General features: G+C 69.1%; 13 protein-coding genes and 1 tRNA gene. 8 read left to right on the top strand and 6 right to left on the bottom strand.

Features of this window, described 5'->3' with window-relative positions:
- Positions 1-78 precede the first annotated feature (78 nt).
- From CQ393_RS13395 to CQ393_RS13385, 3 genes are all read left to right on the top strand, one after another.
- A tRNA-Leu gene (locus CQ393_RS13395) sits at positions 79-165 on the top strand.
- Positions 166-187: 22 nt separating this feature from the next.
- Entirely contained in the window at positions 188-1,477 is a 1,290-nt protein-coding gene (locus tag CQ393_RS13390) for a nucleotide sugar dehydrogenase (RefSeq protein WP_153192061.1), read from the top strand.
- Positions 1,478-1,507: 30 nt separating this feature from the next.
- The gene (locus CQ393_RS13385) at positions 1,508-3,136 is read left to right on the top strand and encodes an FMN-binding glutamate synthase family protein (RefSeq protein ID WP_153192059.1); all 1,629 of its coding nucleotides are present in this window, start codon (positions 1,508-1,510) and stop codon (positions 3,134-3,136) included.
- Positions 3,137-3,276: 140 nt separating this feature from the next.
- On the opposite strand, the gene CQ393_RS13380 is transcribed toward CQ393_RS13385, so the two are convergent.
- A complete protein-coding gene (locus CQ393_RS13380; RefSeq protein WP_153192057.1) occupies positions 3,277-4,524 on the bottom strand; it encodes a TIGR03862 family flavoprotein in 1,248 nt (415 codons plus the stop codon).
- Entirely contained in the window at positions 4,508-4,939 is a 432-nt protein-coding gene (locus tag CQ393_RS13375) for an FKBP-type peptidyl-prolyl cis-trans isomerase (protein ID WP_153192055.1), read from the bottom strand. Before CQ393_RS13375 ends, CQ393_RS13380 begins: the two co-directional genes overlap by 17 nt.
- Positions 4,940-5,100: 161 nt before the next feature.
- Between CQ393_RS13375 and CQ393_RS13370 the strand changes: the two genes are divergently transcribed.
- The 3 genes from CQ393_RS13370 to CQ393_RS13360 all read left to right on the top strand — a co-directional run bounded on the left by CQ393_RS13370 (position 5,101) and on the right by CQ393_RS13360 (position 7,466).
- Positions 5,101-5,466: a DUF6164 family protein gene (locus tag CQ393_RS13370; RefSeq protein WP_153192053.1), complete on the top strand. Its 366-nt coding sequence runs from the start codon at positions 5,101-5,103 to the stop codon at positions 5,464-5,466.
- A gap of 27 nt (positions 5,467-5,493) precedes the next feature.
- The gene (locus tag CQ393_RS13365) at positions 5,494-6,240 is read left to right on the top strand and encodes a sulfurtransferase (protein WP_153192052.1); all 747 of its coding nucleotides are present in this window, start codon (positions 5,494-5,496) and stop codon (positions 6,238-6,240) included.
- A gap of 236 nt (positions 6,241-6,476) precedes the next feature.
- Positions 6,477-7,466: an LLM class flavin-dependent oxidoreductase gene (locus tag CQ393_RS13360; protein WP_153192051.1), complete on the top strand. Its 990-nt coding sequence runs from the start codon at positions 6,477-6,479 to the stop codon at positions 7,464-7,466.
- A gap of 125 nt (positions 7,467-7,591) precedes the next feature.
- On the opposite strand, the gene CQ393_RS13355 is transcribed toward CQ393_RS13360, so the two are convergent.
- On the bottom strand, positions 7,592-8,251 hold the full coding sequence (locus CQ393_RS13355; RefSeq protein ID WP_153192050.1) for an exopolysaccharide biosynthesis protein: 660 nt from the start codon (positions 8,249-8,251) through the stop codon (positions 7,592-7,594).
- Positions 8,235-9,551: a hemolysin family protein gene (locus CQ393_RS13350; protein WP_343199970.1), complete on the bottom strand. Its 1,317-nt coding sequence runs from the start codon at positions 9,549-9,551 to the stop codon at positions 8,235-8,237. The genes CQ393_RS13355 and CQ393_RS13350 overlap by 17 nt, the downstream gene beginning before the upstream one ends.
- A gap of 276 nt (positions 9,552-9,827) precedes the next feature.
- On the opposite strand from CQ393_RS13350, the gene CQ393_RS13345 reads away from it, so the two are divergent.
- Together CQ393_RS13345 and CQ393_RS13340 are read left to right on the top strand one after the other, a co-directional pair.
- Positions 9,828-10,454, top strand: coding sequence for a DUF47 family protein (locus CQ393_RS13345; RefSeq protein WP_153192048.1), 627 nt, complete (start codon positions 9,828-9,830; stop codon positions 10,452-10,454).
- 142 nt (positions 10,455-10,596) lie between these two features.
- Positions 10,597-11,718, top strand: a complete 1,122-nt coding sequence (locus CQ393_RS13340) for an inorganic phosphate transporter (RefSeq protein WP_153192047.1) — start codon at positions 10,597-10,599, stop codon at positions 11,716-11,718.
- A gap of 88 nt (positions 11,719-11,806) precedes the next feature.
- Here the strand turns inward: CQ393_RS13340 and CQ393_RS13335 are convergent, their stop codons facing one another.
- Positions 11,807-13,288 carry a S10 family peptidase gene (locus CQ393_RS13335; protein ID WP_153192046.1) on the bottom strand — a complete coding sequence of 494 codons (1,482 nt, stop codon included), beginning with the start codon at positions 13,286-13,288 and terminating at the stop codon, positions 11,807-11,809.
- Between the two features lie 338 nt (positions 13,289-13,626).
- Positions 13,627-15,516, bottom strand: a complete 1,890-nt coding sequence (gene parE, locus CQ393_RS13330) for a DNA topoisomerase IV subunit B (RefSeq protein WP_153192045.1) — start codon at positions 15,514-15,516, stop codon at positions 13,627-13,629.
- Positions 15,517-15,611 lie beyond the last annotated feature (95 nt).

Genomic DNA, 15,611 nt, shown 5'->3' with positions numbered 1-15,611 from the left:
GCGACTGAAGTCGCTCCTACGGGAGCGGTGGCCGGGGCGGATTCACAAGCGCGCGCCGATCAGGCACGCTATCGCGATGCCCGGATGGCGAAACTGGTAGACGCATCGGACTTAAAATCCGCCGGGGGCAACCCCATGCCGGTTCGATTCCGGCTCCGGGCACCATCATGCAACCTCGAGGGATGGGATGAGCGCCGATATTTCCGCAGCCAGCGCGCCGCGCATCGCCATCGTCGGCCTTGGCTATGTCGGCCTGCCGCTGGCGGTCGAGTTCGGCCGGACGCTGGACACCCTGGGTTACGACATCGACGCCGCGCGCGTGGCCGAGCTGCGCGAGGGCCGCGACCGTACCCTCGAACTGGACGCGGACGAACTGTCCGCGGCTGCCTGCCTGCGCTATTGCGCCGATGCGGCCGAGCTGGCGCAATGCAATGTGTTCATCGTCACCGTGCCGACGCCCATCGATGCCTGGGAGCAGCCCGACCTGGAGCCGCTGCGCGGCGCCAGCGAACTGATCGCCGGCGTGCTCAAGCGCGGCGACCTGGTGATCTACGAATCCACGGTCTATCCCGGCACCACCGAGGAAGTCTGCGTGCCGCTGCTGGAGCAGGGCTCGGGCCTGCGCTTCAACCAGGATTTCTGGTGCGGCTACAGCCCGGAGCGGATCAATCCTGGCGACCGCCAGCGGCGCCTGCCGGACATCCGCAAGATCACCGCCGGTTCCACGCCCGAAGCGGCCGAGGTGGTGGACGCGCTGTACCGGCGCATCATCGCCGCCGGCACCTGGCGCGCGCCGTCGCTGCGCGTGGCCGAAGCGGCCAAGGTGGTGGAGAACATCCAGCGCGACGTGAACATCGCCCTGGTCAACGAGCTGGCGCTGATCTTCGACCGGCTCGGCATCGACACGCTGGACGTGCTCGAAGCGGCCGGCACCAAATGGAATTTCCTGCCGTTCCGGCCGGGCATGGTCGGCGGCCACTGCATCGGCGTGGACCCGTACTACCTGCTGCACAAGTCCGAGAGCGTCGGCTACCACCCGGACCTGATCCACACCGCGCGCCAGGTCAACAACCGCGTGGTCGCGCACGTGGTCGCGCGCGTCGGTGCGCTGCTGGCGGACAAGGGCAAGCCGCTGCGCGGCGCGCGGGTGCTGGTGCTGGGCGTCACCTTCAAGGAAGACTGCCCGGACCTGCGCAACAGCCGCGCGCTCGACCTGGTGAAGCTGCTGGCCGGGCAGGGCGCGGCGGTCGATGCCTTCGATCCGTGGGCCGATCCGGCCGAGGCCGGGCGCGAGGCGGGCGTGGCGCTGGTGGATGCGCCGGCGCAGGCGCATTACGACGCGGTGGTGCTGGCCGTGGCGCACCGCCAGTTCCGCGAACTCGACGCCGGGCGCATACGCGCGCTGGGCGTGGCGGACATGGTGGTCTACGACGTCAAGTCGGCGTGGCCGCGGCACGTGGTGGACGACCGGTTGTAGAATCCGGCATCACCGGTCACGAGGACGGCAATGCATCGTTATCTGGTCTATGTACTGGCGCTGGTCCTGCTGCCGGTGTCGCTGGCGCTGGCGCTGGCGCAGCACTGGCCTGCCTGGTACTGGGGCGTGGGGCTGTTCGGCGCGATGGCGCTGCTCGGCACCTGGGACGTGCTGCAGCGGCGCAGCGTGCTGCGGCGCAATTACCCGGTGCTGGCGCACTTCCGCTACGGCTTCGAGTCCATCGGCCCGGAGATCCGCCAGTACTTCGTGCAGAGCGATCTGGAGGACGTGCCGTTCTCGCGCCAGCAGCGGCAGCTGATCTACCAGCGCGCACGCAACGCGATGGACGTGGTGCCCTTCGGCACGCTGCGCAGCACCTACGCGGTGGACTACGAGTGGATCAACCATTCGATGGCGCCGACCAGCATCCCGCACCACGATTTCCGCGTGGTGATCGGCGCCGGTTGCGCGCGGCCGTATTCGGCCAGCGTGTTCAACATCTCGGCGATGAGCTTCGGCTCGCTGTCGGCCAACGCCATCCGCGCGCTCAACAAGGGCGCGAAGCTGGGCGGCTTCTACCACGACACCGGCGAGGGCTCGATCTCGCCCTATCACCGCGAGAACGGCGGCGATCTGGTGTGGGAGATAGGTTCGGGCTACTTCGGCTGCCGCGACGAGCACGGCCGTTTCAGCGAGGAACGCTTCGTCGAGAACGCCAACCACGACCAGGTGAAGATGATCGAGATCAAGCTGTCGCAGGGCGCCAAGCCCGGCCACGGCGGCGTGCTGCCCGCGGCCAAGGTCAGCGCGGAGATTTCCGTCACCCGCGGCGTGCCGATGGGCGTGGACTGCGTATCGCCGTCGCGGCACTCGGCGTTCTCCACCCCGGTGGAACTGCTGCAGTTCGTCGCGCGCCTGCGCGAGCTGTCCGGCGGCAAGCCGACCGGCTTCAAGCTGGCCATCGGCCATCCATGGGAGTGGTTCGGCATCGCCAAGGCCATGCACGAGACCGGGCTGCTGCCGGACTTCATCGTGGTCGACGGCGCCGAGGGCGGCACCGGCGCATCGCCAGCCGAGTTCATCGACCACGTGGGCGTGCCGATGAACGAGGCGCTGATCCTGGTGCACAACACGCTGGTGGGCCTGAACCTGCGCGAGTGCATCCGCATCGGCGCGGCGGGCAAGGTGACCAGCGCCTTCGACATCGCGCGGACCATCGCGCTGGGCGCGGACTGGTGCAATGCGGGGCGCGGCTTCATGTTCGCGCTGGGCTGCATCCAGTCGCTGAGCTGCCACAACGACAAGTGCCCGACCGGCATCGCCACCCAGGACCCGAGCCGTTGGCGGCACCTGGACCCGACGGACAAGGCCGAGCGCGTGCGCAACTTCCACGAGAACACCCTGCGCGCGCTGCGCGACCTGCTGGGCGCGGCGGGACTGAACGATCCTTCCGAACTCGGCCCGGAGCACATCCTGCGCCGGGTGTCGCCGATCGAGATCCGCTCGATGGCGAAGCTGTATCCCTACCTGGCACCGGGCGAACTGCTCGACAGGGTGCCGGACCATGCGGTGTTCCATGCCTACTGGGCCGATGCGCGCAGCGATTCGTTCGAACCGCCGCCGCGCATCGCGGCGTTGCGCGGGACCAAGCTGCACTGAAGCCGAGAGTGGGAGGAACGGGCGTGTAACGCACGGCGCCTCGCCCGGAAGCTCGAGGTTCGTTTGCAGGAGCGCACCTTGGTGCGCGATGGAGCTTGCCGGCAATGCCCCATCGCGCACCAAGGTGCGCTCCTACAGGGCTATCGCAGCCAGTCGATCGCGCCCTCGGCCGCGCGCAGCGCGCTGGCGTAGCAGGCGGTGAGCAGGTAACCGCCGGTCGGCGCTTCCCAGTCCAGCATCTCGCCGGCGCAGAACACGCCGGGCAGGGCCGGCAGCATCAGTCCCGCGTCCAGCGCTTCCAGGCGCACGCCGCCGGCGGTGCTGATGGTCTCGGCCATCGGCCGCGGCCGCAGCAAGCGCAACGGCAACTGCTTGAGCGTGCGCGCCACCGCGTCGAGGTCGTTGCCGGCGTCCTTGCCGAGGACCTCGAACACCAGCGCGGCCTTGGCCGCGTCGATGCCGGTGGCGCGGCGCAGGTGCTCGCCGAAGCTGCGCCCCTTGCGCGGGCGCGACAGGTCGGCGCGCAGGCGCGCCTGGTCGCGGCCGGGTACAAGGTCCAGCGTCAGCGGCGCATGGCCATCGCGGTTGATGGTCTCGCGCAGATCGGCGGCGATGGCGTAGACCAGGCTGCCTTCGATGCCGTACTCGCTGGCGACGCATTCGCCCTGCAGCTGCTGCGGCATGCCGTGCAGATCCGACCAGTGCGCGACGACCGGCTTGAGCGGGCTGCCGGCATGGCGCTGGCGGAAATGCCCGCTCCAGTCGATGTCGAAGCCGCAGTTGGCCGGCTGCAGTGGCGCCACATCCACGCCGCGCGCGCGCAGCGTTTCCACCCAGGCGCCATCGGAGCCGAGTTCGGGCCAGCTGCCGCCGCCCAGCGCCAGCACGGTGGCGTCGGCGGTCACCATGGTTTCGCCTTCGCCGGTCTGCATGCGCAGCGCGCCGTCGTCGTTCCAGCCCAGCCAGCGGTGCTGGACGTGGAAGCGCACGCCCTGTTCCTTCAGCCGCCGCACCCAGCCGCGCAGCAGCGGCGCCGCCTTGCGGTCCACCGGGAACACGCGCCCGGAACTGCCGACATAGGTCTCCACGCCCAGCCCCAGCGCCCAGCGGCGCAGGACGTCGGCGTCGAAGCCGTCCAGCCAGCCGGCGACCTCGGCCGCGCGTTCGCGGTAGCGGCTGTCGAACAGCGGGCGCGCTTCGGAGTGGGTGAGGTTCAGGCCGCCCTTGCCGGCGATCAGGAACTTGCGTCCCGGCGAGCCCTTGGCCTCGTACAGGTCGACCGACAGGCCCGCCGCGCGCAGGCGTTCGGCGGCGAACAACCCGGCCGGGCCGCCGCCGACCACCGCGACGCGTTTTGCCGCGCGGCCGGACTCAGCGCGGCTGGACATCGAGCAGTTCGACGTCGAACACCAGCGAGGAGCCGGGCGGGATGGGGCCGGTGCGGCGATTGCCGTAGCCGTAGTCGGCCGGGATCAACAGCGTGCGCTTGCCGCCCACCTTCATGCCGGCCACGCCTTCGTCCCAGCCGCGGATGACCTGCTTCTCGCCGAGGTTGAAGGTGAAGGGCTCGCCACGGTCGAGCGAGCTGTCGAATTTCTCGCCATGCTTGTCGGCGGTGCGCTCGTCGTAGATCCAGCCGGTGTAGTGCACGGTGACCTTGGTGCCGGGGACCGCCTCGGCGCCGGTGCCCGGCACGCTGTCGATGCGTTCGAAGGCGGCGATGCTGCCTCCCGGCGGCGGACCGGGCGGGGTGCAGCCGGCGGCGAGCAGGGACAGCAGCAGCGGGGCGAGCAGACGACGCATGTAGGACTCCAGGGTGGGGACGGCCCGCGGGTGCGCGGGTTCCACGGGGCGAAAGTGGGGACGCAGTGGAATCCCCGCACAGGCGATGTGCGGCGCTCTTGTGGGGGACTCGCGAATGCGATGCGCAAGGGTAGCGCATCGCCAGCGGGTATCATGGCGCGATGGCGAAACTGCTGCTCAATCTGCGCAATGTCGGCGAGGACGAAAGCCGCGAGGTCGGCGAACTGCTCGACCGCCACGGCATCGCCTGGTACCGCACCGAACCCAGCCCTTGGGGCATTTCCTTCGGTGGCATCTGGGTGCGCGAACGCGAAGATCATGCGCGCGCGAAGGAACTGATGGCGGCTTACCAGGCCGAGCGTTCCCGGCGCGTGCGCGCCGAGCGCGAGGCCGCGCTGCGCGACGGCACCGCCGAGACCTTCGGTTCGCTGTTCCGGCGGCGGCCGCTGTACGTGGTCGCCGTGCTGCTGGGCATGCTGGCCGCGGCGGCGCTGGTGCTGCTGCCGTTCATGCTGCTGCGTGGCTGACGCCCGGCCGCGCCGTAAAATACGCCGATGATCGCCAATACCGCCGCCTATCACTTCGTTCCCGTCGCCGATGCCGACGCCCTGGCCGTCACCCTGCTGGAACGGGCGCAGGCGCGCAGGTTGCGCGGCACGATCCTGGTGGCGGACGAGGGCATCAACCTGTTCCTGGCCGGCGACCGTGACGGCATCGACGCCTTCTACGCCGCCCTGAAGGCCGACGTGCGCTTTGCCGCCATGCGCGTCAAGTACAGCTACAGCCACATGCAGCCGTTCGCGCGGCTCAAGGCCAAGGTCAAGGCGGAGATCATCAGCTTCCGCCGCGACGACGGCCAGCCGCTGGATTACCCGCGCGCGCCCTCGGTGGCCCCGGCCACGCTGCGGCGCTGGCTGCGGCAGGGCCATGACGACGACGGCCGGCGCGTGGTGATGCTCGATACGCGCAACGAACAGGAGTTCGAGCACGGCACCTTCGCCGGCGCGCTGACCCTGCCGATCGCCCGCTTCACCGATCTTCCGGCGGCGCTGGAACCGCACCGCGCGGCACTGGCCGACGCCACCGTGGTCAGCTTCTGCACCGGCGGCATCCGCTGCGAGAAGGCCGCGCTGTGGATGCGCAACGACGGCATGGACAACGTGCTGCAGCTGGACGGCGGCATCCTCGGCTATTTCGAGGACGTCGGCGGCGAGGGCTACGACGGCCGCTGCTTCGTATTCGACGAGCGCGTGGCGCTGGACCCGCAGCTGCGGCCGCTGGTGGACGACGAAGCGGCCTGACCGCGTTCTCCCCGGGGGTAGGAGCGGCTTCAGCCGCGAAGGGGCCGTCGCACCGATCCTGCCGCAGCAGTTCGGGTACGCGCGTCCGGCGGTTCAATGGGAAGGCCGTTCGCGGCTGAAGCCGCTCCTACCGGGAATCGGCCGGAAAACAGTGTTCGGCCGATGGGACCCGCGCAGGCATGGGAAACCGCGTCCCGCGCCCCATGTCCTGGTGATCTCCTGCCGGAAGCCGCCGCATGATTCCACTTTCCGTCCTCGACCTGGCCCCCGTCTGCGAAGGCGCCACGCCGGGCCAGGCCTTCGCCAACATGCTCGATCTCGCGCGGCATGCCGAGCGCTGGGGCTACCGCCGCTACTGGCTGGCCGAACACCACAACATGCCGGGCATCGCCAGCGCGGCCACCTCGGTGCTGATCGGCCACGTCGCCGGCGGCACCTCGACCATCCGCGTCGGCGCCGGCGGCATCATGCTGCCCAACCACTCGCCGCTGCAGGTGGCCGAGCAGTTCGGCACCCTGGCCTCGCTGTATCCCGGGCGCATCGACCTGGGCCTGGGCCGTGCGCCCGGCACCGACCAGCCCACCGCGCGCGCATTGCGCCGCTACTTCGACAGCGCCGACCAGTTCCCGCAGGACGTGGCGGAGCTGCTGCACTATTTCGAGCCGGCCCAGCCGGGACAGGCCGTGCAGGCGGTGCCGGGCGCGGGCATCGAGGTGCCGGTGTGGCTGCTGGGCTCCAGCCTGTTCAGCGCGCGGCTGGCGGCGGCGATGGGGCTGCCGTTCGCCTTCGCCTCGCATTTTGCGCCGGACGCGATGGACGAGGCCCTGGCGATCTACCGCCGCGATTTCCGGCCGTCCGCGCACCTGCGCGCGCCGTGGGCGATCCTGGCGCTGAACGTGGTGGCCAGCGCGTCGGAGGAGCAGTCCCGGCGCCTGTTCACCACCCAGCAGCAGAGCTTCGTCAACCTGCGGCGCGGCCGCCCGGGGCGGATTCCGCCGCCGCTCGACGATATCGAGGCGTTCTGGGAACCGCACGAGAAGGCGGGCGTGGAGCGGGCGCTGGCCTGCACGGTGCTGGGCGATCCGGCGCAGGTCGGCGAGGGGCTGGCGGCCTTCGCCGCGCGCCATCGCCCGGACGAGATGATGCTTACTGCCAACATCTTCGACCATGCCGCGCGGCTGCGTTCGTTCGAACTGGCGATGCAGGCCTGGCAGGCGCGGCACTGAGCCTTTCGCATGCGTAGGAGCGGCTTCAGCCGCGAAGGGGCTTGCTGACGTAGCTCCCGGGCTGCGGCTGGGTGTTGGAAAAATCCTCGCCAACGCCCCTTCGCGGCTGAAGCCGCTCCTACCGGTCAGCTGGTCCAGCGCTGGAACAGGTCGACGGTATGGCCGACCAGTTGCCCCGAGCCGAGCCCGAAGAACAGGCCGGCGACGACGGCGGCGATCCAGTTGAACAGCATCAGCGCGCCGTCGCGCTCGATCAGCGCCAGCGCGAACAGCAGCAGCTGGAAGCCGAACAGATAGTTGGTGAAGGGAATCGGCAACGACAACAGGACTCCGACCAGGAGCAGCAGCAGGCCGGTGAACACCCGCGCCGGCAGCGGCCACACCAGGGCCGGCAGGCGCGGCTTGAGCATGCGGTCCAGCCGCCGCAGCGGCCGGTCGATGCGGCCGAGGAAGCGGTGCATGGTGCCGCGTCTGGGCCCGCGCCGGGCGATGAAGCCCGGCACCCACGGCCGCGACAGCCCGCACATCATCTGCAGGCCGATCAGCAGCACCAGCGGCCCGCTGACCGCGCCGCCGATGCCGGGGATGGGAATGAACGAGGGCAGGATAGCGATGAACAGGAACACGCCGAACGCGCTTTCCTGCAGGCCCTGCAGGACCTTGCCCAGCGGCTGGTGCTCGTCCGGGTCGCCGTGCTCGAATATCGACAGCAGGGTGCGGATGCCCTCGTTGCGGTAGCTGTCGCGCTGCGCGTCGCTGCCGTCCTGCTCAGCCGGTGGTGTCATCTTCGTCTTCTTCCGGCAGCCGGCGCAGCAGCAGCTTGTCGATGCGTGCGCCGTCCAGGTCGACGATCTCGATGCGCCAGCCGGCCCAGTCGAAGTACTCGCCGGCATGCGGGATGCGGCCGAAGAAGTGCATGCACATGCCCGCCAGGGTGTAGTAGTCACCTTCCTCGGCGTCGGGCAGCTCGACGCCGCCCATCAGCTCGCGCAGGTCGTCCACCGGCAGCGAGCCGTCCACCAGCAGCGAGCCGTCCTCGCGGGTGACCACCAGGGCGTCCTCGTCGGTGTTCTCCGGCGCCTGCAGGCGGCCGACCACCGCGCCCATCAGGTCGCTGATCGTCACCAGGCCCTGGATCTCGCCGTACTCGTCCACCACCAGCGCCATCGACTGGTGTTCCTCGCGGAAGATCTCCAGCAGCTTCATCGCGTGGGTGGACTCGGAGACGTAGAGCGTCTCGCGCAGGTTCTGGAACAGCGCGTCGCCGCTGTCTTCCTGCCGCCGCGTGACCAGCGACTTGACCTCCAGGATGCCGGCGATGTCCTGGTCGTTGCCGCGGTACACCGGGTAGCGCGAGAATGCGTGTTCGCGCATGGTTTCCAGGTTCTTCTCCGCGTCGGCAGTGGTGTCCAGCCAGGCGATGCGGTTGCGCGGGGTCATCAGGCTGTCGGCGGTACGGTCACCCAGGCGCATGACGCGGTTCATCATGTCGCGCTCATGGATGTCGATCACGCCGGCCTCGTGGCTTTCGGCCACCAGCATGCGGATCTCCTCTTCGGTCACCGACGCCGAATCGGTATTGCCCAGTCCCAGCAGGCGCAGCACCAGCCGGGTGGTCCGCGACAGCAGCCACACGAACGGGAAGGCGAGCCTAGCCAGCCAGCCCATCGGCATGGCCACCAGGCCGGCGATGTCCTCCGACCGGGTCAGCGCCAGCCGCTTGGGCACCAGTTCGCCGAAGATCAGCGTGACGAAGGTGATCAGGGTGACCGCCAGCGCCTTGCCCAGCGCGCCGGCATAAGCGAAGCCGGGCATCAGGCCCTGGATCCAGGTGGCGATGGCCTCGCCCAGCGCTTCGCCGCCGAGGAAACCGGTCAGCACGCCGATCACGGTGATGCCGATCTGCACGGTGGACAGGAAGTTCTCGGGCTTCTCGGCCAGGGCCAGGGCGCGCTCGGCGCGCTTGCTGGTGGCCGACATCTGCTTGAGCCGGCTCTTGCGCGAGGTCATGACCGACATCTCGGACATGGCGAAGAAGCCGTTGAGCAGGATCAGGGCGAAAACGATGAGGATCAGTTCAAACACGGGTCGCTCCCCGGGTCGATGGCAGGGAGGGCGGGTGCTTGCGGTGGCGGCGGGCGTCCAGGGCGGTGCCCGGGCGCTGCGGCGGGGGATAGGGGTCGTCGTCCATAGGGTGCGCCCGCGAGGGCGCCGGCGCATCTTAGCAAACCGGCATGCCCGGCCGGCAACCGCCCGTTCATTTTCGCGGGCGGGGACGGGCCGGGAATACCCGAGACGTCATCCAGCCGTCATAATTCGCCCCGGTGCCGTCCCTTCCGCGACGGCGAACAGGCATTCTCCATGTTTTCATTGCAGACCATTTTCGGCTCCGGCAAGCAGTTCTATACCTACCTCGACGAGGCCGCCCAGGCCGCCGCCGACAGCGCCAAGGCGCTGCACGCGATGATGCGCGAGGCCGACCGGCAGCCGGCTCTGGATGCGTTCAAACTGGCGCGCCTGCGCGAACGCGCCGCCTCGGACAAGATCAGCCAGGCGCTGGTGGACAGCTTCATGACCCCGATCGAGCGCGAGGACATCGAGGCGCTGGGCTCGGCGCTGTACAAGATCCCCAAGCAGATCGAGAAGTTCGCCGACCGCTACTCGCTGGCCACCCAGCACCTGGCGCAGATCGACTTCGCCCCGCGCGCGGCGATGCTGGAGCAGGCCGCCGACGTGGTGGTGGACATGGTCAAGGACCTGCGCCACATGAACCTCGACCGCATGACGTCGATGAACGAGAAGCTGCGCGCGCTGGAGAACGAGGCCGACCGGCTGATGCTGGAGCTGTACCGGGAAATCTATTCCGGGCGCCTGGACAACCTGCAGATGTTCCTGCTCAAGGAGTTCTTCGAAATCCTGGAGAAGGCCATCGACCGCTGCCGCGAGGCGGGCGTGGTGGTCTACCAGATCGTGTTGAAGAACTCGTGATTGCCATGATGCGGATCCCGTGCATTTCCGGCTTCGGAGGCAGGGGCATCGGCTGTGCCGATGCCCGCCAGCCGCGCTTCCACATCCCCCGTCCCGCCGCGGCGCGGCGGGACTGCCCCCTTGACTCAAGGGGGCAGCTGCGATGCTGACCCTTGTCCTCGTGGTGATCCTGGCGGCGCTCGTCTTCGAGTTCATCAACGGCTTCCACGACACCGCCAACTCCATCGCCACCGTGGTGGCGACCAAGGTGCTCTCGCCGGGCTGGGCGGTGATGCTGGCCGCGGGCATGAACCTGATCGGCGCGCTGACCGGCACCGCGGTGGCGCTGACCATCGCCAACGGCCTGCTCAACACCGACGTGGTCGAGGTCACCCCGCAGGTGATCCTGTGCGCGCTGCTCGGCGGCATCGTCTGGAACCTGATCACGTGGTGGAAGGGGTTGCCGTCCTCGTCCTCGCACGCGCTGATCGGCGGCCTGTGCGGCGCCGGGCTGGCCGCCGCGCACAACAACTGGGACGCGCTGATCTGGTCGCAGAACCTCGGCAACTGGGCGCAGAACAAGGGCCTGCTGTGGAAGGTGTTCGTGCCGATGATCACCTCGCCGATCGCCGGCTTCCTGCTCGGCATCGTGGTGATGTGCCTGCTGTGGGCGATCATCGCCGGCATGGCGCGCATGGGCGGCGTGCTGCGGCGGCTGGCGCGCCCGCGCTGGGTCAACGCCTTCTTCGGCAAGGCGCAGATCGTCTCGGCCGCCTACATGGGCTTCGCCCACGGCCACAACGATGCGCAGAAGACCATGGGCATCATCGCCATGACGCTGATCGGCGCCGAGGCCGCCGGTGCCCTGAACGAACTGCCGTCGTGGCTGGCGTTCATGCACCCGGACGCACATGCCGGCGACGGCATCGCCATGTGGATCGTGCTGACCTGCGCGGTGGTGATGGCCGCCGGCACCGCCTCGGGCGGCTGGAAGATCATCAAGACCCTGGGCCACAAGATGGTCAAGCTGCACCCGATCCACGGTTTTGCCGCGGAGACCAGCTCGGCCACCATCCTGACCCTGGCCGCGCACTTCGGCATGCCGGTGTCGACCACGCACAGCATCTCCACCGCGATCATGGGCGTGGGTTTCGCCAAGAACCCCAAATCGCTGCGCATCGGCGTGATCGAGCGCATCGTCTGGGCGTGGATCCTGACCATCCCGGCGGCCGGCGGTTGCGCCTACCTGATCCTGAAGCTGCTCGCGCTCTTCGGCTGGAACTGACCGCGGTCCTTCGCGGGATGCATGAAAAAGGCCCGCCGTTCCCGGCGGGCCTTTCGTTTGTGCGGCATCCGCGTGTTGAAGGGGGGCTTCAGTTGCGCTGGTACATGGCGCGCACGTCGCGGCGGAATGCGGCCTGGCTGTCGGCGCGGCTGTAGAACATGTGCCCGCCCGGATAGCTGCGCACCTGCACGCGCTGCGGGTCGCTGCCCATCGCCGGCATCTGGTCCACGGTCAGGATCGAGCCCATGAACGGGCACGACAGGTCGTTCCAGCCGTGCGCGATCAGCACCTGCAGGCGCGGGTCGATGGCCACGGCCTGGCGCAGTTGGGTGACCGCGCCGGCGCGCAGGTCGCCGTTGCGGTCCCACTGGCGGTTCACTTCGTAGCTCAGCGCGTTGTAGCGCGCGTCGACCTTCCAGCCGACCACGCGGGTGACGAAGTCCACCATGGCGGTGGTGGTCGGGGCGATGATGCTGTCCAGCAGCGGGTCGTTCGCGCGCTGCTCCGGATCGGTGGGGAACGGGTCGAAGGCGGTGACGTTGGAGTCGTAGCGGCTGCCCAGCGTGCCCTTGTCGCGGAACACCTCGCGCAGGTAGGCCTGGGTTTCCAGGCGGCCGCCGGCGCGGCGCACGAACACCGGGTCCAGGCCGGTCAGTTCGACGACCCTGCGTATCATCGCCTCGGTCGCCTGCGGGTCGGAGCGGCCCTTCATCAGCGCGGTGGCGTAGTCGCCGCGGGTGTACTCGACCACCTCGCGCATCGCCGCGTCGGTCAGCCGGCCCTGGCGTTCCAGGTGCGCGGCGGCGATCGAGGGCAGGGTCTGGATCCAGGCCATCGGCGAGACGTCGCTGTTGTCCTCCAGCGTCGGGCTCAGGTAGGGCGAGACCAGCACCAGCCCGTTCATCGCCACGCCCAAGCGGGTCTGCAGGTAATGGGTGATGCGCGGGCCGCGATAGCCGCCGTAGCTCTCGCCGGCCAGGTACTTGCGCGAGGTCATGCGCTGGTTCTTGAGCAGCCAGTCGTAGACCGCGCGCGACAGGTACTCGACGTCGGCGGTGGGGGTGAAGAATTGCTGCTTCGCTTCTTCGTCGGGAATGCGCGAGCGGCTGAAGCCGGTGCCGACCGGGTCGATGAACACCAGGTCGGTGAAGTCCAGCCAAGTGCCGGGGTTGTCGCGCAGCGTGGCCGGCGCCGAGGCGCTGTCGCCCTCGCTGCCGAAGGCCACCACCTTCGGGCCTACCGCGCCCAGGTTCAGGTAGACCGACGAGGCGCCGGGGCCGCCGTTGAGAGCGAAGGTGACCGGGCGGTCCTTGCCGGGCACCGTGTAGGCGGTGAACACCACATCGCCGATGGCCTTGCCCTGCGCGTCGCGCACCGGCAGCGAACCGACCGTGGCGGTGTAGTCGAGGGTGCGGCCTTCCAGTCGCATGCTCTGGCGGACCGAGGCATCGGCCGGGAGCGATGCGGGCGCGGCGGCCTTGTCCTCGCCGGCGGGCTTGTCGGCGGCGAAGGCCAGGGGAGTGGCGAGCACCAGGGCGCCGGCGAAGGCGAGATTGCGCAGCAAGGGCATGGATGACACCGGATAAGGGGAATCCGGATGCTAGGCCGCGCGCTCCACCGGCCGGATGTGCATAAAGCCATGCCCATCCGCCCCCGCTTCCGTAGGAGCGGCTTCAGCCGCGATGAGGCTTTCCCCTTGGATCCCCGTGGACGCAGGCATGCGGACTGTCACGAATGGATTCGCGGGACAGCCCCTTCGCGGCTGAAGCCGCTCCTACAAAAGCGGAGCGGGCGCTCAGACTTCCAGCGACGCCAGGTCGCCCTTGCTCTCCAGCCGCGCCAAGCCAGCACGTCCGTCGCCAGAAGGTTTGCGCCGTCGCCACGGCAGGTGGCAACGAATAGCCGGGATCAGACTTCCAGTGAGGCCAGGTCGCCCTTGTTCTCCAGCCACCCCTTTCTGTCCGAAGCCCGCTTCTTCGCCAGCAGCATGTCCATCAGCGAGCGGGTCTGCTCGTCGTCGTCCACGGTCAGCTGCACCAGCCGGCGGGTGTCGGGGTGGATGGTGGATTCGCGCAGCTGCGCCGGGTTCATTTCGCCCAGGCCCTTGAAGCGGGTGACGCTGAGCTGGCCGCGGATCTTCTCGCGCTCGATCTTCTCCAGCAGCGAACGTTTTTCTTCCTCGTCCAGCGCGTAGAACACCTGCTTGCCCACGTCCACGCGGAACAGCGGCGGCATCGCCACGAACACGTGGCCGGCGGCGACCAGCGCGGGGAAGTGCTTGAGGAACAGGGCGGCGAGCAGGGTGGCGATGTGCAGGCCGTCCGAGTCGGCATCGGCCAGGATCACCACCTTGCCGTAGCGCAGGCCCGACAGGTCGTCCTTGCCCGGGTCGCAGCCGATGGCGATGGCCAGGTTGTGCACTTCCTCCGAGGCCAGCACGCTGCCGGAGGCCACCTCCCAGGTATTGAGGATCTTGCCGCGCAGCGGCAGGATCGCCTGGAAGTCCTTGTCGCGCGCCTGCTTGGCGCTGCCGCCCGCCGAATCGCCCTCCACCAGGAACAGCTCGGTGCGCGACAGGTCCTGGGAAATGCAGTCGGCCAGCTTGCCGGGCAGCGCCGGGCCCTGGGTGACCTTCTTGCGCACCACCAGCTTCTCGGTCTTCAAGCGCGCGCTGGCGCGCTCGATGGCGATCTGGGCGATCTTCTCGCCGACTTCCACGTTCTGGTTCAGCAGCAGACTGAAGGCATCGTGCGCGGCGCCTTCGACGAAGCCGGCGGCCTGGCGCGAGGACAGCCGCTCCTTGGTCTGGCCGGAGAACTGCGGGTCGGTCATCTTCAGCGACAGCACGAACGACACCCGGTCCCACACGTCCTCCGGTGCCAGCTTGACCCCGCGCGGCAGCAGGTTGCGGAAGTCGCAGAACTCGCGCAGCGCCTCGGTCAGGCCGGTACGCAGGCCGTTGACATGGGTGCCGTGCTGGGCGGTCGGGATCAGGTTGACGTAGCTTTCCTGCACCAGCTCGCCTTCCGGCAGCCAGGCCACCGCCCAGTCCACCGTCTCGGTTTCCTTCTTCAGGACGCCGACGAACAGTTCGGCCGGCAGCATCTCGCGCTCGCCCAGCTCGGCCTTGAGGTAGTCGCGCAGGCCGTCCTCGTAATACCAGGTGTCGGTCTCGCCGGTGGCCTCGTCAGTCAGCTTCACCGTCAGCCCCGGGCACAGCACCGCCTTGGCGCGCAGCAGGTGGCGCAGCGCGCGCACGTTGAACTTGGGCGTGTCGAAGTAGGTCGGGTCCGGCCAGAAGCGCAGGCGGGTGCCGGTGTTCTTGCGGCCGACGCTGCCGACCACTTCCAGCGGGCTGGCGCGGTCGCCGTCGCGGAAGCTGATGCGGTGCTCGCTGCCCTCGCGCTTGATGTGGATCTCCACCAGCGTGGACAGCGCGTTGACCACGCTGACGCCCACGCCGTGCAGGCCGCCGGAGAAGGTGTAGTTGCGGTTGCTGAACTTTCCGCCGGCGTGCAGCCGGGTGAGGATCAGCTCGACGCCGGGGATCTTCTCCTCCGGGTGGATGTCCACCGGCATGCCGCGGCCGTCGTCGCCGACCTCGCAGCTGCCGTCCTTGAACAGCGTGACCTCGACGGTCTTTGCGTGCCCGGCCAGCGCCTCGTCCACCGAGTTGTCGATGACTTCCTGCGCCAGATGGTTCGGGCGCGCGGTGTCGGTGTACATGCCGGGGCGGCGTTTGACCGGGTCCAGGCCGGAAAGGACTTCGATGTCGGCGGCGTTGTAACGGGCGTTCATGGATCTCGATAAGGCGCTGATGCGACGGGCAAGTTTGCGGTCTGCCGGCGGAATTTGCACGCCGGCGTTCAGTGCGGGGAGAGGCGGGCGGGGGT

The sequence above is a fragment of the Stenotrophomonas sp. MYb238 genome (assembly GCF_009496535.1).
Taxonomy (GTDB): domain Bacteria; phylum Pseudomonadota; class Gammaproteobacteria; order Xanthomonadales; family Xanthomonadaceae; genus Stenotrophomonas.
This window is presented reverse-complemented; position numbering and strand designations above follow the sequence as displayed.

What these genes read in the sequence shown, in the direction of transcription:
- CQ393_RS13390 (WP_153192061.1), top strand. Translation starts at nt 188, where the DNA reads ATGAGCGCCGATATTTCCGCAGCCAGCGCGCCGCGCATCGCCATCGTC.
- CQ393_RS13385 (WP_153192059.1), top strand. Translation starts at nt 1,508, where the DNA reads ATGCATCGTTATCTGGTCTATGTACTGGCGCTGGTCCTGCTGCCGGTG.
- CQ393_RS13380 (WP_153192057.1), bottom strand. Translation starts at nt 4,524, where the DNA reads ATGTCCAGCCGCGCTGAGTCCGGCCGCGCGGCAAAACGCGTCGCGGTG.
- CQ393_RS13375 (WP_153192055.1), bottom strand. Translation starts at nt 4,939, where the DNA reads ATGCGTCGTCTGCTCGCCCCGCTGCTGCTGTCCCTGCTCGCCGCCGGC.
- CQ393_RS13370 (WP_153192053.1), top strand. Translation starts at nt 5,101, where the DNA reads ATGGCGAAACTGCTGCTCAATCTGCGCAATGTCGGCGAGGACGAAAGC.
- CQ393_RS13365 (WP_153192052.1), top strand. Translation starts at nt 5,494, where the DNA reads ATGATCGCCAATACCGCCGCCTATCACTTCGTTCCCGTCGCCGATGCC.
- CQ393_RS13360 (WP_153192051.1), top strand. Translation starts at nt 6,477, where the DNA reads ATGATTCCACTTTCCGTCCTCGACCTGGCCCCCGTCTGCGAAGGCGCC.
- CQ393_RS13355 (WP_153192050.1), bottom strand. Translation starts at nt 8,251, where the DNA reads ATGACACCACCGGCTGAGCAGGACGGCAGCGACGCGCAGCGCGACAGC.
- CQ393_RS13345 (WP_153192048.1), top strand. Translation starts at nt 9,828, where the DNA reads ATGTTTTCATTGCAGACCATTTTCGGCTCCGGCAAGCAGTTCTATACC.
- CQ393_RS13340 (WP_153192047.1), top strand. Translation starts at nt 10,597, where the DNA reads ATGCTGACCCTTGTCCTCGTGGTGATCCTGGCGGCGCTCGTCTTCGAG.
- CQ393_RS13335 (WP_153192046.1), bottom strand. Translation starts at nt 13,288, where the DNA reads ATGCCCTTGCTGCGCAATCTCGCCTTCGCCGGCGCCCTGGTGCTCGCC.
- parE (WP_153192045.1), bottom strand. Translation starts at nt 15,516, where the DNA reads ATGAACGCCCGTTACAACGCCGCCGACATCGAAGTCCTTTCCGGCCTG.